This window comes from uncultured Streptomyces sp., assembly GCF_947488945.1.
In the GTDB taxonomy this organism is placed as follows: Bacteria; Actinomycetota; Actinomycetes; order Streptomycetales; family Streptomycetaceae; genus Streptomyces.
Genome location: NZ_CANLBS010000005.1, coordinates 400298 through 426814 on the forward strand (window position 1 = coordinate 400298; position 26517 = coordinate 426814).

21 protein-coding genes and 2 pseudogenes are annotated in these 26517 nt (G+C 68.5%); 9 read left to right on the plus strand and 14 right to left on the minus strand.

Annotated elements, in window-relative coordinates; translation table 11 throughout:
• Positions 1 to 75 precede the first annotated feature (75 nt).
• Positions 76 to 1092 carry an NAD-dependent epimerase/dehydratase family protein gene (locus Q0994_RS10505; protein WP_299531987.1) on the plus strand — a complete coding sequence of 339 codons (1017 nt, stop codon included), beginning with the start codon at positions 76 to 78 and terminating at the stop codon, positions 1090 to 1092.
• Here Q0994_RS10505 and Q0994_RS10510 read toward each other — a convergent pair whose 3' ends face one another.
• A complete protein-coding gene (locus Q0994_RS10510) occupies positions 1093 to 1326 on the minus strand; it encodes a hypothetical protein (protein WP_299531989.1) in 234 nt (77 codons plus the stop codon).
• Between the two features lie 33 nt (positions 1327 to 1359).
• On the minus strand, positions 1360 to 2394 hold the full coding sequence (locus Q0994_RS10515; protein WP_299531991.1) for a DNA-binding protein: 1035 nt from the start codon (positions 2392 to 2394) through the stop codon (positions 1360 to 1362).
• Between the two features lie 287 nt (positions 2395 to 2681).
• On the opposite strand from Q0994_RS10515, the gene Q0994_RS10520 reads away from it, so the two are divergent.
• Positions 2682 to 3125: an NUDIX domain-containing protein gene (locus tag Q0994_RS10520; RefSeq protein ID WP_299531993.1), complete on the plus strand. Its 444-nt coding sequence runs from the start codon at positions 2682 to 2684 to the stop codon at positions 3123 to 3125.
• A 268-nt stretch (positions 3126 to 3393) separates the two neighbouring features.
• Here the strand turns inward: Q0994_RS10520 and Q0994_RS10525 are convergent.
• The 3 genes and pseudogenes from Q0994_RS10525 to Q0994_RS10535 form a co-directional block, all read right to left on the minus strand.
• Positions 3394 to 3819, minus strand: a pseudogene (locus Q0994_RS10525) (alcohol dehydrogenase catalytic domain-containing protein); the annotation flags it as partial.
• 128 nt (positions 3820 to 3947) lie between these two features.
• Entirely contained in the window at positions 3948 to 5189 is a 1242-nt protein-coding gene (locus Q0994_RS10530) for an MFS transporter (RefSeq protein ID WP_299531996.1), read from the minus strand.
• Positions 5190 to 5305: 116 nt separating this feature from the next.
• Complete coding sequence (locus Q0994_RS10535) at positions 5306 to 6421, minus strand: alpha/beta hydrolase (RefSeq protein ID WP_299531999.1); 1116 nt, start codon at positions 6419 to 6421, stop codon at positions 5306 to 5308.
• 84 nt (positions 6422 to 6505) lie between these two features.
• Between Q0994_RS10535 and Q0994_RS10540 the strand changes: the two genes are divergently transcribed.
• Both Q0994_RS10540 and Q0994_RS10545 read left to right on the plus strand, forming a co-directional pair.
• Positions 6506 to 7501 carry a helix-turn-helix domain-containing protein gene (locus tag Q0994_RS10540; protein WP_299532153.1) on the plus strand — a complete coding sequence of 332 codons (996 nt, stop codon included), beginning with the start codon at positions 6506 to 6508 and terminating at the stop codon, positions 7499 to 7501.
• 254 nt (positions 7502 to 7755) lie between these two features.
• Positions 7756 to 7923: a hypothetical protein gene (locus Q0994_RS10545; protein ID WP_299532001.1), complete on the plus strand. Its 168-nt coding sequence runs from the start codon at positions 7756 to 7758 to the stop codon at positions 7921 to 7923.
• 584 nt (positions 7924 to 8507) lie between these two features.
• On the opposite strand, the gene Q0994_RS10550 is transcribed toward Q0994_RS10545, so the two are convergent.
• Positions 8508 to 11063 (minus strand): glycoside hydrolase family 3 protein, encoded by a 2556-nt coding sequence (locus Q0994_RS10550; RefSeq protein ID WP_299532003.1) that lies wholly within the window; start codon positions 11061 to 11063, stop codon positions 8508 to 8510.
• Positions 11064 to 11732: 669 nt separating this feature from the next.
• Between Q0994_RS10550 and Q0994_RS10555 the strand changes: the two genes are divergently transcribed.
• Positions 11733 to 14741 (plus strand): glycosyl hydrolase, encoded by a 3009-nt coding sequence (locus tag Q0994_RS10555; protein WP_299532005.1) that lies wholly within the window; start codon positions 11733 to 11735, stop codon positions 14739 to 14741.
• Positions 14742 to 14970: 229 nt separating this feature from the next.
• Here Q0994_RS10555 and Q0994_RS10560 read toward each other — a convergent pair whose 3' ends face one another.
• The 8 genes and pseudogenes from Q0994_RS10560 to Q0994_RS10595 form a co-directional block, all read right to left on the minus strand.
• Positions 14971 to 15621, minus strand: coding sequence for a CoA transferase subunit B (locus Q0994_RS10560; protein WP_299532008.1), 651 nt, complete (start codon positions 15619 to 15621; stop codon positions 14971 to 14973).
• Positions 15621 to 16373 (minus strand): CoA transferase subunit A, encoded by a 753-nt coding sequence (locus Q0994_RS10565; protein ID WP_299532012.1) that lies wholly within the window; start codon positions 16371 to 16373, stop codon positions 15621 to 15623. The genes Q0994_RS10560 and Q0994_RS10565 overlap by 1 nt, the downstream gene beginning before the upstream one ends.
• 41 nt (positions 16374 to 16414) lie before the next feature.
• The gene (locus Q0994_RS10570; RefSeq protein ID WP_299532015.1) at positions 16415 to 17515 is read right to left on the minus strand and encodes an amidohydrolase family protein; all 1101 of its coding nucleotides are present in this window, start codon (positions 17513 to 17515) and stop codon (positions 16415 to 16417) included.
• 80 nt (positions 17516 to 17595) lie between these two features.
• A pseudogene (locus Q0994_RS10575) lies at positions 17596 to 17898 on the minus strand (cyclase family protein); the annotation flags it as partial.
• Between the two features lie 43 nt (positions 17899 to 17941).
• Positions 17942 to 19240 carry a phosphopyruvate hydratase gene (eno, locus tag Q0994_RS10580; RefSeq protein WP_299532017.1) on the minus strand — a complete coding sequence of 433 codons (1299 nt, stop codon included), beginning with the start codon at positions 19238 to 19240 and terminating at the stop codon, positions 17942 to 17944.
• On the minus strand, positions 19237 to 20235 hold the full coding sequence (locus Q0994_RS10585) for a phosphotransferase family protein (RefSeq protein WP_299532020.1): 999 nt from the start codon (positions 20233 to 20235) through the stop codon (positions 19237 to 19239). Before Q0994_RS10585 ends, eno begins: the two co-directional genes overlap by 4 nt.
• On the minus strand, positions 20232 to 21233 hold the full coding sequence (locus tag Q0994_RS10590; RefSeq protein WP_299532022.1) for a C-terminal binding protein: 1002 nt from the start codon (positions 21231 to 21233) through the stop codon (positions 20232 to 20234). Before Q0994_RS10590 ends, Q0994_RS10585 begins: the two co-directional genes overlap by 4 nt.
• Positions 21230 to 22174, minus strand: a complete 945-nt coding sequence (locus tag Q0994_RS10595) for a fumarylacetoacetate hydrolase family protein (RefSeq protein ID WP_299532024.1) — start codon at positions 22172 to 22174, stop codon at positions 21230 to 21232. Before Q0994_RS10595 ends, Q0994_RS10590 begins: the two co-directional genes overlap by 4 nt.
• A gap of 186 nt (positions 22175 to 22360) precedes the next feature.
• Here Q0994_RS10595 and Q0994_RS10600 point away from each other — a divergent pair, with 186 nt between their 5' ends.
• The 4 genes from Q0994_RS10600 (at position 22361) to Q0994_RS10615 (ending at position 26446) form a co-directional block, all read left to right on the plus strand.
• Positions 22361 to 23290 carry a LysR family transcriptional regulator gene (locus tag Q0994_RS10600; RefSeq protein WP_299532027.1) on the plus strand — a complete coding sequence of 310 codons (930 nt, stop codon included), beginning with the start codon at positions 22361 to 22363 and terminating at the stop codon, positions 23288 to 23290.
• A gap of 124 nt (positions 23291 to 23414) precedes the next feature.
• The gene (locus Q0994_RS10605) at positions 23415 to 24389 is read left to right on the plus strand and encodes a fumarylacetoacetate hydrolase family protein (protein WP_299532030.1); all 975 of its coding nucleotides are present in this window, start codon (positions 23415 to 23417) and stop codon (positions 24387 to 24389) included.
• A 7-nt stretch (positions 24390 to 24396) separates the two neighbouring features.
• The gene (locus Q0994_RS10610; protein WP_299532032.1) at positions 24397 to 25353 is read left to right on the plus strand and encodes a PDR/VanB family oxidoreductase; all 957 of its coding nucleotides are present in this window, start codon (positions 24397 to 24399) and stop codon (positions 25351 to 25353) included.
• A gap of 166 nt (positions 25354 to 25519) precedes the next feature.
• Positions 25520 to 26446: a VOC family protein gene (locus tag Q0994_RS10615; RefSeq protein ID WP_299532034.1), complete on the plus strand. Its 927-nt coding sequence runs from the start codon at positions 25520 to 25522 to the stop codon at positions 26444 to 26446.
• Positions 26447 to 26517: the final 71 nt, after the last annotated feature.

Below are 26517 nucleotides of genomic sequence, written 5' to 3' on the forward strand. Positions count from 1 at the left end.
CGCCAAGGCCCGCGATGCTGAGCCTGCAGAGGACCCATTTCGTGAGCGTGAGCAGAAGCGGCAGGATGTCGGGTCATGAGGATCCTGGCGCTCGGCGGAACGTGGTTCTTGGGCAAGCAGATCGTTGCGGAAGCTCTGAGCCGCGGGTGGGAGGTGACCACCTTCAACCGTGGCCGATCAGGTTGTGACGTCGCAGGTGTGCGGGCTGTCCACGGGGACCGTACGGAGGCCGGGGATCTGGAGCGGCTCGCGGCCTTCGGACCGTGGGACGCGGTGGTGGACACGTCCAGTGCCGACATGCCTCCCCGCGACGTTCTGCGCGCGGTCCGCGTGCTGGAGGGGCAGGTGGCTCGCTGGGTGCACGTGTCTACGGTGTCCGTGTACAAGGGGTGGCCACACCAGCCGTTGGCCGAGTCGTCCCCCGTGCTGGACTGCCCGGTCGACGCGGATGAGACGTTCGGATACACCGGCCCAGGCGGATCGCCCACTGTCTACGGCTTTCAGAAGGCGGGGGCCGAACGGGCGGTGGCGCAGGCTTTCGGTGACCGGTCTGTGTTCCTGCGGCCGGGGGTCATACTCGGGCCCGAAGAGTACGTGGGCCGTCTGCCGTGGTGGCTGCACCGGGCGGCACGCGGTGGCCGGATCCTGGCGCCCGGCCCGGCCGGTCGCCGGATCCAGCCCGTCGACGTGCGAGACGTGGCCGCCTTCGCCGTCGACCAGGCCGCCGCCACCACCAGCGGCCCCTACAACGTCACCCACCCGCAGGGCATCACCTTTCAGGGCTTTCTCGAAGCGTGCCTTGCAGTCACGCAAGCGGCCGGGAAGCCGGTATGGGCGGACCCGGACGTGCTTATCGAGCATGGGGTGACGCCGTGGACCGAACTTCCTTTGTGGCGAGCCCAGGCGGGCGTTTGGGCGGTTGATCCGAATCGTGCGGTGGACGCGGGTCTCCGGTGCCAGCCACTGGTCGAGACGGTGGCGAACACGTGGAAGTGGCTGCAGGCTGACGGCCGCCCCGTGGACCACCCACGCTGGGCGGAACACGGGATTGCTCCGGACAAGGAGGCCAAGATCCTCGCAGCCCTGTCCTGATCAGGCTTCGAGTGCCGCCAGGACACCGCTTCCGCGCTGAAGCTGGGCCGTGCGCGCGAAGTGCTCCAGCCGCTCGCCGATCTCGCCGGCGAGCGGAGCGTCACGGTACTGCGAGGCCGTCAGCGCGCGGCGGAGCTGCCGGGTACGGGCCAGGAGGCCCGTGGCGCGCTGATCGTCTGGTACCTCCCATACGTCGCCAAGGGCGTCTGCGGCACCGTCGAGATCGCCGCGCATGAGCCGGGCCGCGGCCAGGTCCGCTGCGGCACCTCATACCACGGGAAGCGATCGGGTGCTCCCCGGCCTGGCGGAGACGAGCGCGAGGGCTTTCTCGGCCGCGGCCTCCGCTGCGTGACCGTCGCCGAGCAGCAGGCATGTCGACCCGTTCGACATGGCCAGGCGCTCGTCGCTGAAGCCGAACTCACCCCCGACCCCGTCGTGCAGGTCGTCCTGCGCGGCGGAGATGTCGCCGAGGTGCCCGTAGGCACGCGCCTTGATGGCAGCGAGACGGCGGCGGCCGACGTCGCCGAGGCCCGGCAGCATGGCGGCGCGGCGCGCGTGCTGTGCTGCTTCGGCGGGCCGGGCCGAGAAGTAGGCGATGTAGGCGAGCGTGCCGCCCACGTAGGCGCGCAGGGGTTCGAAGCGTGCGGTTTCCCCGTACAGGGACGCTGAGCGGGCCAGCCGCGTCGCGTTGTCGAACATCCCGAGGTCGAATGCGGCCGTGGCCAGGATGGCGCATGTCTGGCCGGCCAGCACGAGCAGCTCTTGCTGCTGAACGGGCACCTGCGTCCGGTCTCGCTGTTGTTCGATCTGGGCGCACAGAATTCTGCCTGCCCGGAACGCGTCGGCCGGCGGCGTCACCTCGTAGCGGCGGGCGAGGTTCAATACGTCGTCGCGGAGCTGTTCCACGGCAGTGTCGGAGATGGAGGATGCGGCGGCCGCGCCGGCCGCTTCCTGTGCGTTCCGTGCGGTCATCTCGATCTCGGCTTCCAGGTCGTTCGGTACGGGTGACTTGGGCGAGGGAGCCGCGAACAGGGATGTGGGATCGATGCCGAACAGGTCGCGCAGGACGCGGCATGCGTCAGCGGCGGGCAGGCCCTGGACCTTGCCCGCCGTCCACCGCCGGAACTGGGCTTCGGAGACCGTCAGGCCGGTCATGCCGAGCCTTCGTGCTGCCTTCTCGAAGTGCTTCACGAAGTCGGTGTAGGTCCAGTGCTTCTGCTCCACCCGAGCTTTGAGCACCGTCTTGGGCAGCTCACCCACGCTGATCTCCTCGGCTTTGGCGAGTGTCGACAGCACCAGCATGTGTCCGTCGCTCCCTCTCATCAAGGGATTACCGCCCATCCACACCGACTGCAACTCACCTGCTCGCGATGACACTTGGGTGATCTCCGGGTGCTACCTCCGTCACCCGAAAGAGCATCAGGTGCGATGCGACAGGACATGGCGGCGACACCTGAGGGCGTGCGGGTCCTCGTCGTGGACACCGGGGCCGCCACTCCATCGGAGGTAGCCGCACGGATAGCCGACGCGATCCCCGCTCCACCGGTAGCGTCGGCGCTTCCACCACAGTCGACAACCACTCAGGGACCATGACACCGGAACTCGCAACCCCCGTCATCGACACCCACGTCATCCTGCGCGACGGCGACAAAATGCTCCTCTCCCAGCGCGGAGCCCCCTATGGGCACGGCCGGTGGCACATGCCGTCGGGCAAGCTCGACCGGGGCGAGCCCCTGAGCGTCGGAGCGGCCCGCGAACTGCGGGAGGAGACCGGGGTCACCGTCGACCCCCGGCACCTCCGTCTGGTCCACACCGTGCACCACCACCAGGGCGGCGGCATCGAGCGGATCGGGTTCTTCTTCGAAGCCACCGAGTGGACCGGAGAGCCGGAGAACCGGGAGCCCGAGAAGTGCCTCCGCCTCCAGTGGTTCACCGTGCACGACCTGCCCGAGGACATCATCGAGTACCCGGAAGCCGGCCTCCTCGGCTACCTGGAAGGCGACCAGTCGCTCACCGAGCACGGCTGGTCCTAGCCCCTCACCGCACCGTGCTGCTGTGCCCCGGACCGAGCGGTCCGGGGCACAGTGCCGGACCGCCGTCGACGCGGCCCGCACGAAGAGGAAGCCGTCAGTCGCCTGAGTTCGGCGCAGTCGCGACCGCCTGCCCGAGCTGATCGCGAGACCCGCCCGAGAGCCGCCGGTGCAGCGCCGCGGCACGCGAGCGGACCAGCCCGATGCGGTAGCCGGCCGGCAGGTGCGCGAATGCCTCGGCGGCCGTGCCCGCCGCCTCGCCGGGGTCGCCACTGGGGATGAGCTCCAGGTCGGGCTGGCCCAGGGTGGCGACGAGGGTGCCGTCGGCGTGCGGGATGCGGGCCTTCTCGGCCTGGGTGCCGATCGTCTGCGAGACGAACTCGGCGTGTACGCACTCGGACTGAAAGCCGGCCTGGCAGATCTCGCAGGTGTTGTCGGAGATGACGAACGACCCGACGACGAAGTCGCCGATTTCGACGTTCTCGACCTCGGAGCCGACTTCCTCCACGACGCCCACTTACTCGTGGCCCATGACCTGGTGGTCGGCGGGCTCGATGCCGCGGTACGGCCACAGGTCCGAGCCGCAGATACAGGTCGCCGTCAGCTTCACGATCGCGTCGGTCGGCTCGATGATCTTCGGGTCTTCGCGCTCCTCCACCCGGACGTCTCCGGCGGTGTACATCACTACTCCACGCATCGTGGGGTCTCCTTTGCTCTGTCGTGCCAGCGCGTGAGGAGCCGGATTGTTCGTGTTCAGGACGGCACGGCGGGGCCGCGTCTTCCTCGATGTGAAAGGGTTCGCGCCGTCGAGTCCGCTGGAAGGGACTAGTTCGCCGCGGGTGTGCGCGGGTGGCGCTGGGTAAGCGCGATGGCGATCGTGGGGATCAGCGTGAGAGCGGCGATCACGGTGCCGACGGCGGCCGGGCCGGTGGCTCCCAAGGCAGAGTCGAGGGCGAGGCCGGCGGTCCAGGAGCCGATGGCCGTGCCGAGATTGAACGCCGAGACGGTAAGGGCGGAGCCCAGGGTGGGGGCCCGTCCTGCGAAGCGGACGCCCAGGGAGATCAGCACGGGGTTGGCGCCGAGCCCGAACAGTCCCAGCAAGGTGATCAGCACCATCGTGGGCGCGGCGTATCCGGACAGCAGGCAGAGCGCCAGCAGCAAACCCGTGGTCACCGCGGGCGCCACGATCGTCGTCAGGTACGGACGGCGGTCCCCGAGACGGCCTCCCACCAGGAAGCCTGTCAGCGCGCCGACCCCGAAGCCGACCAGTACCAGCGGCACCAGACCGGCGGCCAGACCAGCCCGGCCGGTCAGCAATGGCGAGATGTAGGTGTACGTCGACAGCACACCGCCTGTCGTGGTCGCGCAGGCCGCAAGCGTCAGCCACAGGCGTCCCGAGCGCAGAGCGGACAGTTCGGAACGGACCGAGACCGCCTGGTCGCCGCCGGTGTGGCGCGGAACCTGGCGGGCGATGAGCACCATGGCGGCGGCACCCAGCACGGCGAGCGCCCAGAACGGCCCGCGCCAGCCCATCACCTGTCCGGCCAACGCGCCCAGCGGTACGCCGACGACGTTCGCGAGCATCGCACCGGCGCCCACGACCCCCAAAGCGCGAGAGCTCGCGGCGGGACCGGCGGCGCGTGCGGCCACCACGTTGGCCACTGCCCAGAACGCGCCGGTCGCCAGAGCGGTCAGGAACCGGGCGCCAAGGATCAGCGCGAAGCTGGAGCCGAGTGCGACGACGACGTGTCCGGCCGCGAAGATCCCCAGTGCCAGGATCAGCGTCAGCCGCGCCGGCAGCCGCAGCGTCAGCATCGCCATCAGCGGCGCGCCGACGATCATCCCGACCGCGAAGACGGTGATCAGCAGGCCGGCCTGGGCCATGCCGACCTGCACGTCGGCGGCGATCTCCGGCAGCAGGCCCGCCACCACGAACTCGGTCGTGCCCATCAGAAACGTGCCCAGGGCCAGCACGTAGACGAGGAGCGGGAGCCGGGCGGGCGGCAGTTCGTGGCTACTGCTCCGCAGGTCGGCGGGGGCGTGGAGGGTGTCTCCTAGCGTGGTCATGCTTCATCTCCGCAGCGGGGTCCAGATCGGGGTGGAGGCCAGCGCTGTGGCAGCTGGTCACGCCACCTCTGTCGGCAGGCGGGCGGGCCGTCGCCTGCCTGCAGAGGTACTCACGTTCAGGCGAGGTTCTTGGTGAAGAACTCGTCGAGCTTGTCGAAGGGGATGAGCTTCTTGCGGTCGTACAGGTCGACGTGGTCCGCGCCCGGGACGATCACGAGGTCGACCGTGTCGGGGGCCATTTTCTGGGCGTCCTCGGCGTAGTACCGGGAGTGCGCGTCGGCGCCGGCCACCAGGAGGGCCTTGCGGGGCGCCAGCAGGTCGAGGTTCGTCATCAGCGGGAAGGCGAAGAACGACATCGGTGTGGTCGCGGTCCATGCGGTTGTGGAGTTGATCGAGCGCGGGTGGTAGCCGCGCTCGGTGCGGTAGTAGTCGAAGAAGCTCTTCGTGACCGGGTCGGCGTCCGCCGGGAGGGTCTCGGGCAGGACGCGGTTCGAGGGGGCGACGTTGCCGTTCTCGTCGAAGGGGACCTCGTGGGAAAGTCGCGCGTACGTGCGGTTCTCGGCATCGATCCAGCGCTGCCGGCTGAGGTGGTCCACGACCTCCTGGCGCTGCTCACGCGTGTAGTAGTCCTCGTGGCCGCGGGACATGCTGCGCGACATGTCGTACATCGAGGCTGTGGCGACGGCCTTGATACGGCTGTCGGCAGCCGCTGCGGTGAGCGCCATACCGCTCAACCCACAGATGGCCTGCACGCCGATCCGCTCGCGGTCGACGATCTTCTGCAGGCCGAGGAAGTCGACGGCGGCGCTGTAGTCCTCGGTGTAGATGTCGGGCGAGGCCACGTCGCGCACCACACCCCCGCTCTCCCCGGTGAAGGAGGGATCGAAGGCCAGGGCGGCGTAGCCGCGGCGGGCGAACTCGTTGGCGTAGAGCCCAGAGGACTGTTCCTTGACGGCGCCGAACGGTCCGCTGACCGCCAGGGCGGGCAGCTCGCCCTTGGCGTTCTTCGGCATGTAGAGGTCCGCGGCGACCTCGATGCCGTAGCGGTTCTTGAACCGCACGGAGGTCCGCTTGACGTTCTTGTCCAGCGGGAAGGTGTAACCGCCCTTGGCCTTGCCCTGTCCTGTGGCGCTCGCGGCGCGGCCGCCCTCCGCAGCGAAGGAGGGCCGAGCGGTGAAGGTGGCGGCGGCTCCGGTGGTGGCGATCAGTCCGAGCGCTTTGCGGCGTTCCATGGAGGGACCTCATTTCGATCGGCGGAGGTGAAGGCGCGACGGCTGGTGGTGTCGTGACCGAGGCGCGATTCCAGGAGACCGCAGCTGCGTCAGGCGCGGCAGGCTGCGTTTATGGGGGGGACAAGTTCGACCCCCCTTCCCTGGGAGCGGGGTCGTAGCGTGGAGGGCATGGAACGCCTCCCCGACCACCGCGCCGAGATCCGTGACTTCCTCGCCACCCGGCGCGCCAAGATCACCCCGGAGCAGGTCGGGCTGCCCACCAGCGGCCGACGCCGGGTTCCGGGGCTGCGGCGCGAGGAGGTCGCCGTCCTCGCCGGCGTGAGCACCGAGTGGTACACGCGGCTGGAGAAGGGCCACATCGCCGGCGTGTCCGCTGACGTCCTCGACGCGGTCGCCCGCGCGCTGCAGCTGGACGAGGACGAACGCACCTACCTCTTCGACCTGGCCAGGGCCGCCCAGCCACCCAGCCGAACCCCGCGCCGCCGCAAGGCCGTCGACATCCCGCCCCGCGTCCAGTGGCTGCTCGACTCCATGACGCTGTCCGCGGCGTTCGTCACCAACGGTCGCCTGGACATCGTTGCCACCAATGCGCTGGCCCGCGCTCTGTTCGCGCCGCTGTTCAACAGCGAGACCACGGACAAACGCGGCCGTCCGAACTTCGCCCGGTACTGGTTCCTCGACCGCGGCGCACCCGACTTCGTCACCGACTGGGAGGGCGCACTCGACGCCACAGTCGCTCTGCTGCGCGCCGAAGCCGGCCGCTACCCGCACGACAAGGCTCTGCGCGAGCTGATCGGTGAACTGTCCACAACAAGCCCCGAGTTCCGCACCCGTTGGGCCGCCCACGACGTGCGCATCCACCACGGCGGGGTGAAGCAGTTCCAGCACCCTGACGCCGGACCGCTGAAACTCGTCTACCAGCCGCTGGACCTGCCCATCTCACAAAGCGAGGTCCACTCGCTGACCATCTACACGGCCGAGCCGGGAAGCCCCGACGAGGACCGGCTGAAACTCCTCGCCAGCTGGGCAGCGACCCGACTCAAGGAAGCGGAACCCGCCCGCGACCGGGAACTGCCCTGAAACCCATCACAGAAGCCACCCCGTCCTGTCGTACAGGGCGCCACCCGAACTCCCGCAGCCCGGCCAAGATCTCGTCCCGCACGGGTGTCTCCACAGTCACATGATCGTCCGTGAGTAGTGCGTTGATCACTTGCGGGTGCCACCGTTTGACGACAGGCATCAGGGGCGTCCAATGACCCGGCCTCCAGCGCGAGCTGACCTACGCGGGTCTGCGCGCCGCCGAGGCAAAGGGCAGCAAGGGCGGCCGCCCCACCGTGGCGGCCGCCCCCCAGACCGACGACTTGCGCTCCGCGTGCCTGGAAGGCGGCTCCCTCGCCGCCCCCGCCCGCGACCACGGCGTCAGCCGCGGCGCCATCCGCACGGCTGTCTCCGACCTCCTACCCGACCACACCGCCAGCGAGGAGGACGCACCCGCCCCGTAGCTGCCGGTCAGCCTCGACGTGCCCGGCAAGATCGCCGACTACCTCCGCACCAGCGAGCTGGAGCCCGCCGAGCGTGCCGCGCTCGACCAAGGGACGACTGTACGGCGCGGGCCAGGGCTACACCCTGCGCGTCAGCACCGTCCCCGCTGTACACCGGCAGCTCCTCGCCCGCTGCCAGCCGCGCGACGGTGGCCAAGGGCTCCTTCTACATACCGGCCCGGCGCAACGCCCGCCGAGAATAGGAGAACCGTGTCAGCGCACTCACGCCCTGACCGGTCGTTCTCAACGCCAACGGCTGTACCGAGGCCGTTGCCCAATCCTCGTGGCGGGCGTAGCTGAAGCCCCGGCCGGAGAAAACTTCGACCGGCTTGAGGCAGGTGCGCTTGAGCCGGTCCAGGAGGGCATGGCTGCACTGGGCAGTCATGCCCTCAACCACTTCGGCTCACGGCCCGCCCCGCCCGGTGGCGGTGGATGGGCTCGCGCCCATCCACCGCCACCGGCGCACCGAGTCTTTTCCGAGCATCATGCCGCAGTGTCCGGCCCGCGGCTCCCTCGGATGATCTCTCGCGGGGTCTACCCGACCGCTAGCGAACGGTGATCACGCCGGCGTACTCGGTGTCGGTGGCCGAACGGCCCACATATACGGGGACCTTGCCGATGGGAGTCACCCACGTGCCTTGGGACTCGTCCCAGTAGGACAGGGCCCGCCGGGTGACAGTGACCGCCACGTCGCGGCGCTCACCGGGCTCAAGGGTCACCTTGGCGAAGCCGGCAAGCATCCTGGCCGGGGTGTCAACCTTGGTGGGGAGGTGCCCAATGTAGACCTGGATTACTTCCGAACCTGTGCGGCGGCCGGTGTTGCGGACCTGGACGCTGACTTCGGCCGCCTCATCGCCGCGGCCACGACTGGTGACTCGCAACTTGTCGTGACTGAAGGTCGTGTACGAGAGCCCGTGTCCGAAGGGGAAAAGCGGTTCGGCATCGTGCTTCTGGTACCACTTGTAGCCGACGTAGATGCCCTCGTCGTAGGTGAGGGTGCCGTTGGCGGCATCGTTCTTGCCGCCTGTGTACTGAGCGGGACCCTGCTCCTCGGTCGCGGGGAAGGTCATGGGCAGGCGGCCGCCGGGCTCGGCGTCGCCGTAGAGAATGTTGGCGATGCTGGTGCCAGTGGCGGCACCCTGGTACCAGGCTTGCAGCACGGACTTCACCCGGCCGAGCCACGGCATGAGCATGGGGCCGGAGGTGTTGAGGACCACGACGGTGTTGGAGTTGGCCGCAGCGACGGCTTCGATGAGCTGACTCTGGTCGCCGGGCAGGTTGAGGTCCTCGCGATCGAGACCTTCACCGCTGTAGTTGTTGACGAAAACGACGGCGACATCAGCCTTCTTGGCGGCGGCCGCAGCGGCGGGGATCAGCGATTCGGGCTGCCAGCCGAGTACCAGCCCGGGTCCGTTGTAGCCGACGTCCTTAGTGCTGTACTCCACGGTGATGTTGACGGTCTTGCCTTCGACCAGTTCGGTCACGCCGCCGATCGGCCACTCCCTGGGGCCGATGAAGGAGTCCCAAGCGTAGCGGGATTCCTCGATCACGGTCACGCCGTCGATGACGAGCCGGGCCGCTCCCGACAGCAGCACGGCGAACCGCACGAGCCCGGTGGCGGGCGGGGTGATCCGACCCGTCCAGCGGGCGGACCAGGCCGAGGGGAGGCCACTGATCGGGGTGCCGGATCGGAAGTCGATGGTCGCTGCGGTGGTCGCGGTCAGCGGGATACCCGAGAACTCCTCGCCGGCGAAGAACTCCGCGTGGAGACCCGGCTTCCCCTCCGGTGTGGTGAACACGTCGCCGGGCACCGTGGGCAGTGTGTTGTCGCCGAGGGTGCCCTGGGAGAAGAGAACTCGGGATGCACCGGACTTGGCGGTGATTGCCTCCAGGGTGGTGGTGAAGTCCCCGGGATCGACCCAGGAGGAGCCCTCCACACCCGTGATGGCGTCCTTCCCGACAGGGCCGATGACTGCCACGGTCTTGCGACGCGACAGCGGCAGCAGACTGCCCTCGTTCTTCAGCAGGACTGTCGCCTGCTCGCCCGTGGTCCGAGCGAGAGCCTGGTGGGCATCGGTGGTCACCACGTCGGTGGGTGCAGCGGGCAGCGGGGTGTCGTAGGCGCCGGATGCGAAGAGGGAGTACAAGATGCGGTAGGCGGCGTCCCGGGTTCGTTCCTTCGGGATGCGCCCGTCCCTGAAGGCGTCCTTGGGCATGTCGGGCATGAGGGCGGTGGAGTCGACGCCCGCGTTGACGCATGCGACGCGGTCCGCGTGGGGGTAGAAGTCGGTGCCGAGATAGCCCTTGAAACCGAGGTCGGTCTTGAGTGTGTCGATGATGTGGCTGTTCTGGCAGGCGAACACACCATTGATCCTGGGATAGGAGCCCATGACCGACAGGGCGCCGCCTTCGCGAATCGTGTGCTCGAACGGGGGGTAGTACACCTCCCTCAGTGCACGCTCGGAAACGACCACGTTGAGGGACAGGCGTCCCTCCTCCTGGTTGTAGGCGGCGAAGTGCTTGACCTGTGCGATGGTGTCGTTCTTCTGGAAACCCTTGGTGACCGCGGCACCGATGAGTCCGCTGACAAGGGGGTCCTCGCTGTAGGACTCGGACTGCCGACCGAAGCGGGCGTCGCGCAGGATGTCGATCGTGGGGCCGAGCAGGATGTTCCAGCCCTTGGCGCGGGCTTCCGTGCTGATCGCGGTGCCGTACTTTTCCGCGAGGTCGGTGTTGAAAGTGGCGGCCAAGGCGTTGGGGGCCGGAAAAGCGGTCGCGCCAGTGTCCCCGCGCAGACCATCTGAAGCATCCACACGGGTCATCGCCGGGATGCCGAGGTGCTCCAAGGGCTTGAAATCCGGGATCTCGACAGCGGTGACCAGAGCGATCTGCTCCTCGAAGGTCATGGCGCTGAGCAGTGCTTCGGTGCGGCGTCCTGGTGACTGTCGCTTGGCACGCCAGGGCTGGTCGACCGAGGGGACTGCCTGGGGTGCCGCTGATGCGGCGGTGGGCAGGCCGGCGGCGACAACCGCGGCTCCCCCCGCGACTGCAACGGATACGGCAACGGCTTCGCGCCGTGTCAATCCTGTGGGGCGATTCACGCCACTTCTCCTCTTGCGGATGAGCTGCACGACGGGTGAGTCAACGGGGCGGCGAAACGTCAGAGGTGTGTGGAGGCGCAGGCCGGCAATTGCAAACGATTGGGAGCTACTGCGCTGCTCAGGGAGCACGGACCGGGTGATCGGCGACACGCGCTCTCAGCCATCAACGACGTGGGGGTGTCAAGGCACGCCATGCCTCTGGGGCGTTCTTGTATAACGTTCTTCGTTCGGAGGTGCGCACCACAGTGCACGCAAGAGAAGTCACCGTCAAGACATCGGCCTGAAACAAGCAGCGTATGGCGACATGGCCCGGAAGTAGCGACCCACCCTTCATCGACAGCTGTAGACCGTTATGCAGTCCAAACGCTTCCCCCCTCACCAGGCCGCTCACGCTGCACCTCCGGTTCCGCGAGACACGGCCAGCACCCTCCGGCCATAGCCGTCGGCAAAACGACTCTCTGCACGGGTGTTGACAGGCTGCAGACGCCACTCCCACGATGGCCGCATCGCAGCCCGCCACCGCTCACACCGAGCCGCGTTCGCCTACTGGAAATCTCACACACCAAGTGGGCAGCACCGTTTTCGCACCCCCACTGACGCAGCAACCGAAGCCGACCATGAAGTGAATCGTTTCATTTGCTCGGCGGACCCCTCCGGAGAGGCTCTCGCATGACCATGTCCCTCGCTCGTTCGCGCCCCTGGAGGCGGGTTGCGCACCGCCAAGCCGGCACCGGCACGTTGCGCGGCCTGCTCACCGTCTGCGCGCTGGTCGGCTCCCTGCTCTCCGTGCTGCCTGTTGCGCCCGCTCAGGCCGCCGAGCCCGACTTCGGGCAGAACGTGGTCGTGTTCGATCCCTCGATGTCCGACGCGGCGATCCAGGCGAAGCTGGACGCTGCCTACGCGGTCCAGAAGGACAACGAGTTCGGCACGCAGCGCTACGCCTTTCTGTTCAAACCAGGCCAGTACTCCGTGGACGCGAATCTCGGCTACTACACGTCGGTCGCCGGTCTCGGGGCCTCACCCGATGACGTCACGATCGACGGAGCGGTACGTGTGGAGGGCCGCAGCGACGCGCTGACCAACTTCTGGCGCTCGGCCGAGAACCTGTCCATCACGCCGACCGGAGGGACGAACCGCTGGGCCGTCTCCCAGGCCGCACCTCTGCGCCGGGTGCACGTCCGGGGCGCACTGGACCTGCACACGGCCGACTACGCCTACGCCAGTGGCGGTTACATCGCGGACAGCAAGGTGGACGGAGCCGTCGACGCCACGACACAGCAGCAGTACTACACGCGGGACAGCGAGATCGGGTCCTGGACCGGATCGGTGTGGAACGAGGTGTTCTCGGGGGTCTCCGGTGCACCCCCGCAGTCGTTCCCGAATCCGCAGATGACCACGCTGGCCGCCACGCCCGTCAGCAGAGAAAAGCCGTACCTGACGGTCGACGGGTCGGGGAAGTACTCCGTCTTCGTCCCGTCGGCACGATCGTCCTCATCGGGGACGACATGGTCCTCGGGCACGACGCCCGGCACCTCCATCGCCCTGAGCAACTTCTACATCGCCAAGCCCGCAGACAGCGCCGCGACCATCAACGCGCAACTAGCCGCCGGTAGACACCTGTTGCTGACGCCTGGCACCTACCAGCTGGCGCAGCCGCTGAACGTGTCGCGGGCCGGCACCGTCGTCCTGGGGCTGGGCTTCCCCACACTGGTACCGACGACAGGGAACTCCACCCTCCAGGTCAGTGACGTCGACGGCGTCCGGGTGGCCGGCCTCCTGATCGACGCGGGTGCCACCAACTCCGCGAACCTGGTCCGCATCGGCGCCAGCTCCAAAACCTCCGTCCGGCACACATCGAACCCAACCTCGGTGCAGGACGTGTTCTTCCGCATCGGCGGCGCAAGAGCCGGCCGGGCCGCCAACAGCCTCCTGGTCAACAGCAACGACGTGATCATCGACCACATCTGGGCCTGGCGCGCCGACCACGGGGCGGGAGCCGGCTGGACGTCCAACCCCGCGGCAACCGGCGTCACCGTCAACGGCGACCGTGTCACCGCACTCGGCCTCTTCGCCGAGCACTACCAGAAGCACCAGGTGATCTGGAACGGCCAGAACGGCCGGACCGTCTTCTACCAGAGCGAGCTTCCCTACGATCCGCCGTCCCAGGCCGCCTGGATGAGTTCGGCGACGGGCAAGGGATACGCCTCCTACAAGGTCGGCCCCTCCGTCACCAGCCACGAAGCATGGGGCCTGGGCGTCTACTCGTACTTCAACCAGGGACAGCCCCTCCACGCCGATCGAGCCGTGGAGGTCCCCGACCGGAGCAGTGTGGCGCTGCACGACATCGTCAGCGTCTTCCTCGCCGGCAGCGGGGGCATCGACCACGTGGTCAACAACACCGGAGCCGCCGTCGCCGCCGCGGGAGAGACGGCATACGTCGTCGACTACGCCGCGGGGACCCCGACGAGAAGCTCCGGTAAGAAGGGTGTCGCCGCCATCACCTCCTCCGGCGACGCCGCGAAGCTGAGCGCCCTCGGCAGCGGCTGGTACTACAACTGGTCGACGAACGGGGCGAAGGCAGGAAACGCCGAATACGTGCCGATGGCCTGGAACGCACTGCCGAGCGAGACCGTGAACACTCTGGCCGACGGCGCCAAGAATGGGAACTACTCGGCCCTGCTGGGCTTCAACGAGCCCGACCTCCCGGACCAGGCGAACATGACGGTCGAACAGGCTCTCAATGCCTGGCCGGCACTGCAGTCCACGGGCCTGAGACTGGGCAGCCCGGCCCCCGCCAATTACTGGAGCGGCTGGCTGGACGACTTCATGGCGGGCGCCCGGGCCCGCGGCTACCGAGTCGACTTCATCGCTCTCCACATGTATCCCGACTGGACGAACCCCGGAGCCCTGGAAGAAGTGCGCGGCGTCCTGGCCGACGCCTGGAACAAGTGGCACAAGCCGATCTGGCTGACCGAGATCGGGACCGTCGACACGTCCACCTGGAAGCCGATGTACGGCACACCCACTCATGCCAAGGCGGACGGCCTCATCCAGAAGCTGATCCCGCTCCTGGAGAACCTGCCCTACCTCGAGCGTTACGCCTGGTTCGCGGACGACTGCGCCACGAACGCCAGTTGCCAGTACTCCACTCTCTACGGAGCTGATGGCAAACTCACCAGCCACGGTTCTGCTTACGCCGCCGCAGGCCCGCCTGGCCCCAGTGGGCGGTTCCGGATGGTCAACAAGGCGCAGCCCACTCTTACCGTCCATGCCACGGGAGAGTCCTACGAGGGCGGCAGCGCCCTCAACGCCGCCGTCACCCCGACGTCCTGGGGGTGGGACCAGCAACGCTGGAACGTGACCCCTGCCGACGGCGCCTACTACACCGTGACCAACGTCGGCAGTCCGGGGCTGCGGCTGACGACATCGACCGACCCCTACCCGTCAGGAGGCGGCAACTACCGGATCAAGGTGGCGGCAGCCACCGGCTCGGACGACCAACTGTGGCGGCTGGAGAAGACGGAAGACGGTTACTACCGGTTGATCAGCAAAGCGCGAGGGACGGCCCTGCAGTCGACCTTCGACGTCTACAACGGCTCAGCGGAGGCGCGTCAGCTGGCAGGCACCTCAGCGTCCTTCGTCAACGACCAGCAGTCCTGGGCATTCGTCCCAGGGTAGTGAGCGCGTGCACCATTGACACCGTTCGTCGTCACGCTCGGCTGCTGACGCCAGAGGTCGATGAGCCAGGAACTGCGCGTGACACAGGTTGTCTATCCCCGGCTGCACTGCCTGCCCTTCACGCTTGACAACGCCTCAGAGCAATGGCTGTGTACCGCGTTCGCTTTGCAGGCCGGTCGGGCACAGTGGCATCCCCGGGGGCGAGGTGGGCCCGATCGGGTAAGACGGTTCAGCAGGCGATTCTCGTGCTGTCGAAGTGGAGTGGGGCGCCGGTGTGGCACACCAATTCCTCGACGGTCACTCCTGGAGCGGTCTCGATGAGGGTGAGGCCGTCGTCGGTGATGTCGATCACGCCGAGGTCGGTGATGATCCGGTGGACGCACTTCTCGCCGGTGAGGGGGAGGGTGCATGCGTCGAGGATCTTGGGGGTGCCGTCCTTGGCGGTGTGCTCCATAAGGACGATGACGCGGCGGGTGCCGTGGACGAGATCCATGGCGCCGCCCATGCCCTTGACCATCTTGCCGGGGATCATCCAGTTGGCGAGGTCACCGTGTTCGGACACCTGCATGGCACCGAGGACGGCGGTGTCGATGTGGCCGCCGCGGATCATGCCGAAGGAGAGTGCGGAGTCGAAGAAGGAGGCGCCTGGTAGGACGGTGACGGTCTCTTTGCCCGCGTTGATCAGGTCGGGGTCGACCTCGTCCTCGTAGGGGTAGGGACCGGTGCCGAGGATGCCGTTCTCGGAGTGGAGGACGACGTTGATGCCGGGCGGGAGGTGTCCGGGGATCAGGGTGGGCAGGCCGATGCCCAGGTTGACGTAGGAGCCGTCGGTGAGTTCGGCGGCGGCCCGGGCGGCCATCTGGTCGCGGGTCCAAGGCATCAGGGATGTACCGTCCTCTTCTCGATGTGCTTCGCGGCGGCTTGTTCAGGAGTGAGCCGGATGATTCTTTGCACGAAGATCCCGGGGAGGTGGATTGTGTCCGGGTCCAGTTCGCCGGGTTCGACGAGTTCTTCGATCTCGGCGATCGTGATCCGGCCGGCCGTCGCGGCGAGTGGGTTGAAGTTGGCGGCGGCACGGCGGAAGAGCAGGTTGCCGTGGCGGTCACCGCGCCAGGCCCGGACCAGAGCGAAGTCCGTGGTGATGGCCTCCAGAACGTGCGGCTGTCCGGCGAACTCGCGTAGCTCCTTGGGGGGAGATGCTACGGCGATCGAGCCGTCGGGCGCGTACCGCCAGGGCAGTCCACCACCGGCCACCTGAGTCCCGACACCCGCCGGAGTATAGAAGGCGGGGATACCTGCGCCGCCGGCCCGCAAGCGTTCGGCGAGCGTGCCTTGCGGCGTGAGCTCCACCTCCAGCTCCCCGGCCAGGTACTGACGGGCGAACTCCTTGTTCTCCCCGACGTAGGAGCCAGTGACGCGGGCGATGCGGCCGGAGGAGAGCAGCACTCCCAGGCCACGGCCGTCGATGCCGCAGTTGTTGGAGACGACCTTGAGGCGCCTCGCGCCCTGTGCGTGCAAGGCGTCGATGAGGACCTCGGGGATGCCGGAGAGCCCGAAGCCACCGACGGCGAGGGAAGCGCCGTCGGCTATGTCGGCAACCGCGTCGTGGGGGCTGTCGATGACCTTGTCCATGGAGAGGAAACCTTCCTGATGCGGGCTGGGAGTGACGCCGCTCACGAGCGATCCGGAGGGAGCGGCACCGCACGCACGGCAGTCGGCGTTCCCAGGAGTCCTGCGGCGTTGGTCCCGCGAATGGCGTGGAAGTCCGCTTCGTCCAGTTCGGCCTTCCAAAGGGCGGCCACGGGGTCATCGGTGCCCATGTCGAAGGGGAAGTCCGAGCCGAGAAGGACGCGGTCGGCGCCTGCGGCACGGACGAGGTGTCGCAGGGAGTCCGCATCGTGAACGAGGGAGTCGAAGTACAGGCGTCGCAGGTAACTGCTGGGCTCGTGCGCGCATCCGGCACGCGCGTCGGGCCGGGACCTCCAGGCGTGGTCGGCCCGGCCCATATGCGTGGGGAGGTAACCGCCCCCGTGGGCCGCAACCAATTTCAGGCCCGGGTGCCGGTCGAGTACGCCGGAGAAGATGAGGTGAGAGATAGCGACGGCGTTCTCGGTGGGCTGGCCGACGCTGTTGGACAGGTACCACTCATCGAGCCGCTCGTCCAAGGTGCAGCCGAACGGGTGCAGGAAGAGCACGGCTCCCGTCTCCTCCGCACGTGACCAGAAGGGCTCCAGTCGCGGGTCGGACAGCTCCACGGTTCGCATGCCGTCTGCACGCGGAGCATGAGAGGAGATCTCGACGCCCGCCAGGCCGAGACCGAGAGCGTGGTCGAGGAGGCCCGGTGCCAGACCGGGATGCTGAAGGGGGACCAGCCCCAGTCCGCGCAGTCGTTCGGGGGCCTGCGCGCAGTGGTCGGCGGTGCCCACGTTGGCCAGACGACATACGTGGACGGCCAAGTCCTCGTGAGCCCAGTAGTGGTAGTGGGACGGAGACGGGCTGACCAGTTGGATGTCCACACCGGCCTTGTCCATGGCAGCCAGTCGTGCCCCGGCGTCGGTCAGCAGCGGTATCCGCTCAGCCACCATCGGGCCGCTGACAGCAAGGGCGGTCGGCCCGTTGCGGCGTGCGTCGAGATTTCGGGCTTTTGCCAGACCGGGGTGGCCCGCCACTGCTTCTTCGACTGCGGGGAGCAGCACGTGGGCGTGCACGTCGATCGTCGGCTCCGCCTCCACGGTTCTGGATATGGGCGGCGAGCTGCTGGACGGCTTGGACATGATGCTCCTGGCTGCGGAGTGGGAGCCGGGTGCGCTTCTGAGTCAGGGCAGGACACAGCGCACCCGGCGGCTTGTGGGGACTACTTGACGGCGACCGGGTTGACGGGTGAGCCGACCGCGCCGGTGATGGGCAGGGGCGCGGCGGTGAGGCAGACGTCGTACGCACCGTCGTCGGTGCAGTCTTTGGCGGGCGCTTCCAGGTCCCGCATGTCGCCGATCAGTAGCCCGATGTGGGGAATGACGACCTGGTGAAGGGGCTGGACGGCGTGCTGGAACTCGCTCGGGCGGACCTCGAAGCCCTGCGCGTCGGTGCCGATCGCGGCGGTCTCCGTGCCGCGGAGCCGGTCCGCCGCGGTGGAAGACAGACCGGGCGCGGAGCCGCCGACTTGTCGGGCACATCCGAGACGGACCAAAGGGTGGGGGGTGTCACGGTTGCTTGGCGAAGGCGAGTGCCTGCGCTCCGGCGTATTCCGCGCGGGCACCCAGTTCGGCCTCTATGCGCAGCAGGCGGTTCCACTTGGCGGTGCGCTCCGAGCGGGTGGTGGAGCCGACCTTGATCTGGCCGGTGCGCCAGCCGACAGCCAGGTCCGCGAGCCAGTTGTCCTCGGTCTCGCCGGACCGGGCGGACAGGACGGTCCCGTAACCGGCGGCGTGCGCGTGACGGACCACGGTGCGGGCGGCGTCCAGCGTGCCGGTCTGGTTGGGCTTGACCAGGACGGCGTTCGCGACCCCCTGGGTGATGCCGCGGCCGAGCCTGTCCAGGTCGGTGACGAAGAGATCGTCCCCCAGCAGCTGCCGGCCCGCGAGCCGCTTGCTCACCAGCGACCACCCGTCCCAGTCGTCCTCGGCCAGGGCGTCCTCAAGAGAGACGATCGGATAATGGGCGCACCAGTCGGCCAGTTCCTCGACCAGTGCCGCTGAGGTCAGCTCCCGGTCCTCGGCAGCGAGCCGGTAGGAGCCGTCCTCCCGCTGGAACTGGGTGGCCGCGATGTCGATGGCGATACCGACGTCGTCGCCGGGTCGCAGTCCGGCCCGCTCGATGCCCTGGACGAGTACGTCCAGCGCCGTACGGTTGCTGGGCAGGACGGGGCCCAGACCGCCTTCGTCGGCGACGAGGGCGACGGGCAGGCCTTGCTCGGCGAGGACGTCGGCGGTGCCGGCGCGGATGCGGGAGGCCCAGGCGATGGCCTGCTCGAACGTGGTGGCGCCCAGGGGCACGGCGAGGAAGTCCTGCACGTCGATCGAGCGGCCCGCGTGGGCGCCGCCCGAGATGATGTTGATCATCGGCAGGGGGAGCAAGGGAGTGGTGCCGGGTTCGGCGACGGCTTCGTACAGCGGGAGGCGTCGGGCGTCGGCGGCGGCGCGTGCCGTTGCGACCGACACGGCCAGGATCGCGTTGGCGCCCAGCCGTCCGAGGTCGGCGGTTCCGTCCAATGTCCGCAGGTTGCTGTCGAGCTGCTGCTGGTCGGCGGCGTCCAGGCCGCGCACGGCGTCGGCTATCTCGCCGGTCACGTTCGCTACGGCCAGGCGGACGCCGTTGCCGTCGTAGCGGGTCTCGCCGTCGCGCAGTTCCCGTGCCTCGTGCCGGCCGGTGGAGGCGCCCGAGGGCACCGTCGCCGTGCCTCGTCCGCCGCCCGCCAGCCCGACTTCGCACCCGACGGTGGGCTTGCCCCGGGAGTCGAGGGCTTCCCAGGCGAAGAGGCGGGTGATGAGGGTGTCGTTCACTTCAGGTACTCCCAGGCGTCGGTGATGAGTGCGGGCGAGTGGTGCAGGAGGTCGCGGCCGAGCGTTCGGGCCCTGTCGCGTGCCTCGGCGTCGAGGTAGGGGGCGGGGCTTTTGCCGTCGACGCGTGCGAGGACGAGGCAGGCGGTCTGCCGGACGAGTTGTGCTGGGTCGAGGGCGACCACCCCTTCGGTTTCTGTGCGGAGGGTGCGCAGGAAGGTCCGGGCGGCCTCGGCGTACGAGGCTGTGTAGCGGGGCTCGTTGATGGTCTTGAGCAGCAGATGGCCGGTGATCCAGGCGGGGTCGAAGGTCGGGTCACCGACGTGGGCGACCTCCCAGTCGATCACCCAGACGCCTTCTCCGGCGGGGTCGGCGAGCACGTTCTTGGGCGAGTAGTCCCCGTGCACCAGGCAGGTGTGTGCTTCCGCCATGACGGCGACGGTCTCCTCGATCGGCTCGGCGAGGTCCGGGTGCCGTTCGCGGATGGCGGTGTGGAAGGGATTGACACGCAGTTGCCTGAACACCGTCAGGTCCGTGAACTCGGCCGTCAGACGTGGCTCCTGTGCGGTCGTCCGCTGCCACGTGCCCAGGACGCGGCCGAGTCGTTCGGCGACCGACAGGCTCACGGCGCCGGCCATGAGGTCGTCGCGCCAGGTGTGCCAGCTGTGGGGTGCGCGTTCGATGACCAGGTACCCGTCGCTGAGATCGTGCACCTGCGGCACCGCTGCGGGGGTGAGGCAGCCGGCCAGGCGCAGTGCGCGGCCCTCGGTGTCCAGACGCGCCGTGTCGGCGGTCCAGGACTGGGCCACGCGCAGTTGACTCAGGGCCCGTTTGACCACGACATCGAGGTCGGGGCCGGTGACGGCGAAGACGTCGTTGGAGACGCCGCCGGTCATCGGCCGGATGTCCGGGGCGGAGTCCGGGGAGGCGAGGCCGCGGCGGACGAGGTGCTCGGTCAGCGCCCGAGCCTGTTCGGTGCCGACGGGGTGGGCGGTCATGAACGGTCCTCCAGGGCCGGGCGCAGTGCGGGGCTGTCCAGGACCGCGGGGTTCACGACGGTCGCGGGGGTGCGCCCGAGCAGCACGTCGGCGGCGTTGGTTGCCGCCTTCCTCGCGAGCTCGGCCAGGGAGCCGTCGGAGGAGAAGGCGACGTGCGGGGTGATCACCACGTCGGCGCGGTGACGGAGCGGGTGATCTGCGGGCAGCGGTTCGGGATCGGTGACGTCGAGGCCGGCGCCGGCGATGTCTCCGCGTTCCAGGGCGGCGACCAGTGCCTCGGTATCGACCAGCGGTCCTCGCGCGGTGTTCAGCAGGACGGCCGTCGGCTTCATTGTGGCGAGTTCGGCGGCGCCGATCAGGCCACGGGTGTCGGAGGTGAGAGGACAGTGCAGGGAGACCACGTCCGCTTCGGCCAGCAGCTCCTCCCGGGATGACACGGCGCGGACGCCGTCCGGCAGCTCACCTGTTCGCCGCTGCAGGGCGATCACGTCCATGCCGAGTGCCTGTGCTCGGGGGACCAGGGCCCGGCCTATGGTGCCCAGGCCGACCAGGCCAAGGACCTTGCCCCGCAGCCGGACGGGAGTCGGCACGGCGGTCCCGTCCCAGCCGCCACCGCTGATCTGACGGGCCAGGGGCAGGAGTCGCCGGGACAGGGCCAGGAGCATCAGCAAGGCGTGGTCCGCGACTTCTTCGGAGCAGTAGTCCGGGACGTTGCTGACGATCATGCCGAGCCGCGTCGCGTGGTCGACGTCGATGTTGTCCACGCCCACGCCGTACCGGGCCACCGTGAGGCAGCGCGGTGCGGCGTCCAGTACCTCTTGGGACACGTTGGCGAAGCAGGTGAGGATCGCATCGGCGTTCTCGGCCAAGCGGACGAGTTCTGCGGTCTCACCGGTCTTGGCGACGACGAGTTCGGCGTCCACCCGGGCGAGCACCGAGGTCTCGACGTCCAGGGTCGGCCAGGCATGGTCGGTGACGAGTACTTTGAACGTGCTCATGGCCGGCTCCAAGGCTGGATGTCATGGGGTTCAGCGCCGGCGATGACGTGATTCTGCGTGCCGCCGAGCAGCTCGACGCTGGTGGTGACGGTGTCACCGGGCTGGAGCGGCCGGTGGAAGTCGTAGCCGTGCCGGCCCCACATCTCCGCCAGACACCCGCCCTGGCAGGTGCCGGATCCCAGTAGGTCGCCCGGGCGGATCCACGTTCCCCGCGAGGCGTAGGCGGCGAGGGCTTCGAAGCTCCAGGCCATGTTGTCCAGCCGGTCGCTGCCGAGGAGTTCGCCGTTGAGGCGTACTTCCATGGTCAGGTCGAACGACGCTCCCGATCGGCGTTCTGCCAGTTCATCGGCTGTGACGAAGAATCCGCCCAGCGCCGTGGCGGTGTCCTTGCCCTTGGCCGGACCGAGCCGCATCCGCATCTCGTGGAACTGCACATCCCGCGCGGAGAAGTCGTTCATCACCACGAAACCCGCGATGTGCGACGCGGCCTCTTCGACACTCAAGTCCCGGCCGAGCGCCCCGACGACGGCCGCAACCTCCAGCTCGTAGTCGAAACGCTTCGTCCCGGGCGGTACGGGTACGTCGTCGTTCGGACCGATCGTCGCGTAGGGGTTGGAGAAGTAGAACGTCGGTATCTCCCAGAATTCCGGTGGGATGCCCCCTGCCGGATCCAGGGTCTTCACGATGCCCGCGGTGTGCTCGGGGAAGGTGGAGAAATCCCGTACGGTGGGTGGGTCCAGCGGGGCCATCAGTTCGGCCGTGGCCAGCGGGGTGACCGACTGCCGGGTCCGCAGGGCGGTGGCGGCCGCGTCCGCAAGCCACCCTTCCTCGGCAAGCAGGGCAGGCAACTCCCCGGGCCCAGGTAGATCGACCAGATGGTCTTCTGTGTCCAGGACGGCGAGCCGTGGGCCCTGCTGCGTCCGGTGGCGGGCAAACCTCATCACGTCTCCTTGTGCGGCTCTGTGCGCCGATGCTAGGGAGGCGGTGACCAGGGCGGAAATACACAGTGTGATTGGCTGCCATAAGCGCTGCGCATACATACGTGCCAGGGACGGCACGGCCTTGCGCGGCAGTAGACGTGAGCCGTGGCGGCGCGTGCCGCCGTATCGAAGAGCAGGTGATGAGCGATGAAGCTCGGCCAAGTGGACCTCAACCTCCTCGTCGTCCTCGACGCGCTGCTGCGTGAGCAGAACGTGACACGGGCGTCGGAGAGTCTGCACATGACCCAGCCGGCCACCAGCACCGCTCTCGCCAGACTCCGAAAAGTTCTGGGCGACCCGCTCCTGGTCAAGCACGGTCGCCACATGCAGCTGACCCCACGGGCCGAAGCGCTCGTCGAGCCCGTGCGCGGGGTGCTGGCGACGATCGAGCAGACGATCGTACGGCCGCCCGGATTCGACCCCGCCCGCGACAGCCGGGTGTTCGCCCTGACAGCCAGTGACTACATCGGCGTCGTACTGATCCGCCCCCTGCTGGTCGGCATGGCCAGCCTCGCGCCTCACCTCAGGCTCGACCTGGGACCGATCAGCGGGCGGTTCCTCACGGCACTGCAGCGGGACGAGATGGACCTGGTGGTGCTGCCCGACCGGATCGTCGCGGAGACCGACCTGCGGGACTGCTCCCGGATGCCCGTGATCGAGGACCGGTTCGTCGGCGCCGTCTGGAAGAACCATCCCGCGGCCGGGAAACCGCTCACCGCAGACGTCATCGCGGCCCACCCCTACCTGGCCTACCAACCGGTCGGCGGACGAAGCCTGGTGGAGGACGACCTCGACGCGGCCGCTGTGCCGCGGCGGACCGAGGCCACCGCCAGCACGTTCACCACCATGCCGTTCATGCTCGCCGAAACCGATCTCATCACCATCATCCCGGAACGCCTCGGGCGCAGAGTCGCGCACGCGGCGGACATCGTCCTGCTGGACACCGACATCGAACTCCAGCCGCTGCGCCAGTCCGCCTACTGGCACTCCCGGCGCGACGCCGACCCGGGACACCGCTGGTTGCGCGAAAAACTGCTCGCCGTCGCCCAGCGCGCCGGCGACGGCCGCACCCCGTGACCCGCCCATGCCGGCCCCACCGCCCACGGGCAGGTGAGATGCGCATAGCTCGTATTCACAGCGTTTATTTCCGCCCGCCCGTGCACTGTCACTAGCGTCACCGGCGGAACCGAAGGAGGACGCAGTGAAGCGCTGGGTGGAAGGTCATGCCCTTGGCACCTTCTCGGACGGACAGGACCCGTATGCCGGTCTGGTCGTCGGAGACCGGGTGCTACGTCTTGACCAATTCGGGCTGATCGACTCGCCGGTGACGGTCAGAGCGCTTCTGGAGCACTGGGACGCCGTGCAGCCCAGGCTCACAGAGATCGCCGCGACCGCGGACGACGTGAACACGCGGCCCCTGACACAGGTACGCGTCCACGCCCCGGTCGACCCGCGTCAGATCATCCAGGCGGGCGCCAACTACCGCTCCCACGTCGCCGAGATCATCGTCTCCGGCCGCGCCGACGACGACCCGCGCTCCGAGGACGAACTGCGTCGCGCGGCCGAGGAGATGATGGACGAACGGGCCCGCACCGGCAGTCCCTTCTTCTTCACCGGTCTGGCATCCGCCCTGTGCGGCCCGGACGACGACGTGATCCTTCCGGCCGAGGCGCACCAGGTCGACTGGGAGGTCGAACTGACCGTCGTCATCGGCAGGACCGCCCGGCGGGTGCCGCCGGAGCAGGCCATGGATTACGTCGCCGGGTACACCGTCTGCAACGACATCAGCGCCCGTGACCTGCAGTTCCCGGCCGAGCACCGTGCCCTGGGCGGCGACTGGCTCCGGTCCAAGAACCGTCCGACCTTCCTGCCGTGCGGACCGTTCATCGTCCCGGCCGGCCTTGTCCCCGACCATCGTGAGCTGGAGTTGACACTCGACCTCAACGGCGAGCGCAAGCAGCGGGACCTCGCCGCCAACCTCCTGTTCGACGTGCCCACGCTGATCGCCGAGGCTTCGGCGGCCACCACGCTCCACCCCGGAGACCTGATCCTCACGGGCAGCCCCGCGGGCAACGGGGGTCGCTGGAAGCGCTGGCTGCGCCCCGGAGACGTGCTGGAAGCCGCGATCACCGGCCTCGGCGGCCAGCGGAACACCTGTGTGGCGGAAAAGGTGTGACCACACCATGGGCGAGACGCGACGTGTCCGTGACCTCGTCGTAAGGGACAAGCGTCCGTTCGGTGTCCGTACGGTGGAACTTCTGCTGTGCGACCCGGACGGGGGCAAGCTGCCCAGGTGGCCGGCAGGAGCACACATCGACCTGTTGCTCCCCCATCAGCTGATCCGCCCGTACTCCCTGGCCGGAGACCCTTCCGACACCGCCGGCTGGCGCCTGCTGATCAGGCGCCCGTCGGCCGCAGACAGCCGGGAAGCGGCCGTCTCGGCTTCCGCGTACGTGCGGGACGTCCTGGCCGTCGGGGACCGGGTGCGGGCACGGGGACCGTACGACCGCTTCCGGCTGGCAGGGGCCCCCGCGTACCTGTTCCTGGCTTCGGGCGCGGGCATCGCACCGCTCCTGCCGATGGCCCGCCTGATCCAGGCGGCCCGCGTCTACCCGTGGTCCCTGATCCACGTCGACCGTACAGCGGGGTCCGATGCGCTGCGCGCGGAAGTGTTGTCCCTGGGTCCGGACGTATCTGTCCAAGAGGAGCTGGACTTCGACGCGATACTCACCGCGGCCGCACCTGGAACCGCCGTGTACGTCTGCGGTCCGAGCCGCTTCGTAACCGCCACGGAGGTGGCCGCGCAGCGCACACCTCACGTGCAAATGCACAGGCAGCGCTTCGACGCGGCGGCCCCCCGGGACGGCAACGGCCGCCCCTGCAACATCGTGCTGGCCAGACGGGGCGAGCACGTCCACGTCGATGCGGGCACTCCGGTCCTCACCGCTCTGCTCAACGCGGGCGTCGACGTGCCGTACGCCTGCGGCGCCGGAATCTGCGGCGCCTGCGCCGTCCGGGTCATCGACGGACCCGTTGACCACCGCGACTCCATTCTCACGAAGCACGAACGCGACGGGGGCGCGGTGATCATCACCTGTGTCTCACGCGCGTCGGGCGACGGGATCACCCTCGACCTCTGACGCCTTCGCGTGTCCGGAAACGTTACCGGGCGGCGGCGACCTATTCGGATTTCCGCATGCCAGCAATAGAAAACAAGTATTTCCGCTGTGTTACCGCGAGCTCCTAACGTCACGTCAACACGAATGCACCGCAGCACCGCCCTCCGGCGGAGAGTGGAGAACCACCATGGGAGAGATCGCCAAACTCGGCTACGTAGGAGTCGAGTCCCCCGACCACGAGGAATGGCGTACCTGGGCGCCGAAGGTACTCGGATGCATGATCGGTCCCGATGGCGCGGACGGTGCCGTACGCGTCAAGATCGACGATGCCGACTACCGGATCTCCGTTCACCCCGGCGAGGAGCACCGGTTCGCGTACGCGGGCTGGGAGGTCCTCAACCACCGTGACCTGGAAGCCGCCGTGAAGCGTCTGGAGAACGCCGGCGTCAAGACCCACGTCGCCGACCAGGAGACCACCAAAGCGCGCGGTGTGGACCGGCTGGTGCACTTCGAGGACCCCTTCGGCCAGCGCCTGGAGCTGTTCTGCTACCAGGAGTCCGGCTACCGTGACTGGAACCCGCCCCGGCCCCACGCCGGGTTCGTCACCGGTGACCAGGGCCTCGGCCACGTCGTCTTCGCCGTACCCGACGTCCGCAAGGCGGTCGACTTCTACGTCGACGCCATGGGCTTCCTCACCAGCGACATCATCACGCTCAACGAGCCGCTCGGTGAGATGTGGTTCCTCCGGGCCAACCCACGACACCACAGCGTCGCCCTGCTCGAAGTCCCCAACTCCCTCGGCCTCCACCACGTCTACCTGGAATCCCGCACTCTGGACGATGTCGGCTACTCCTACTACGACGTCCTGGGCGGCGACGAGAACCCCGACCTGCTGATGAACCTCGGCAGGCACATCGGCGACCAGACAGTCTCCTACTACATCCACTCGCCCGCCGGCTTCTTCATCGAATACGGCTGGGACGGCCTCGCCATCGACGACCTGGAGCGCAGGTCGCCCCACTTCATCAACGTGCGCAAGGGCAAGCGGCCGGAAATGTGGGGCCACAAGTTCCGCTTCCAGCCCAACGAGACGGTCAAGCCCTACGAATCCTGAACCCGGCCCCGGAGGATCACGCGCCTCCGGGCCACCAGCACCACGGCCGCGCACCGAAACACCGCGCACGA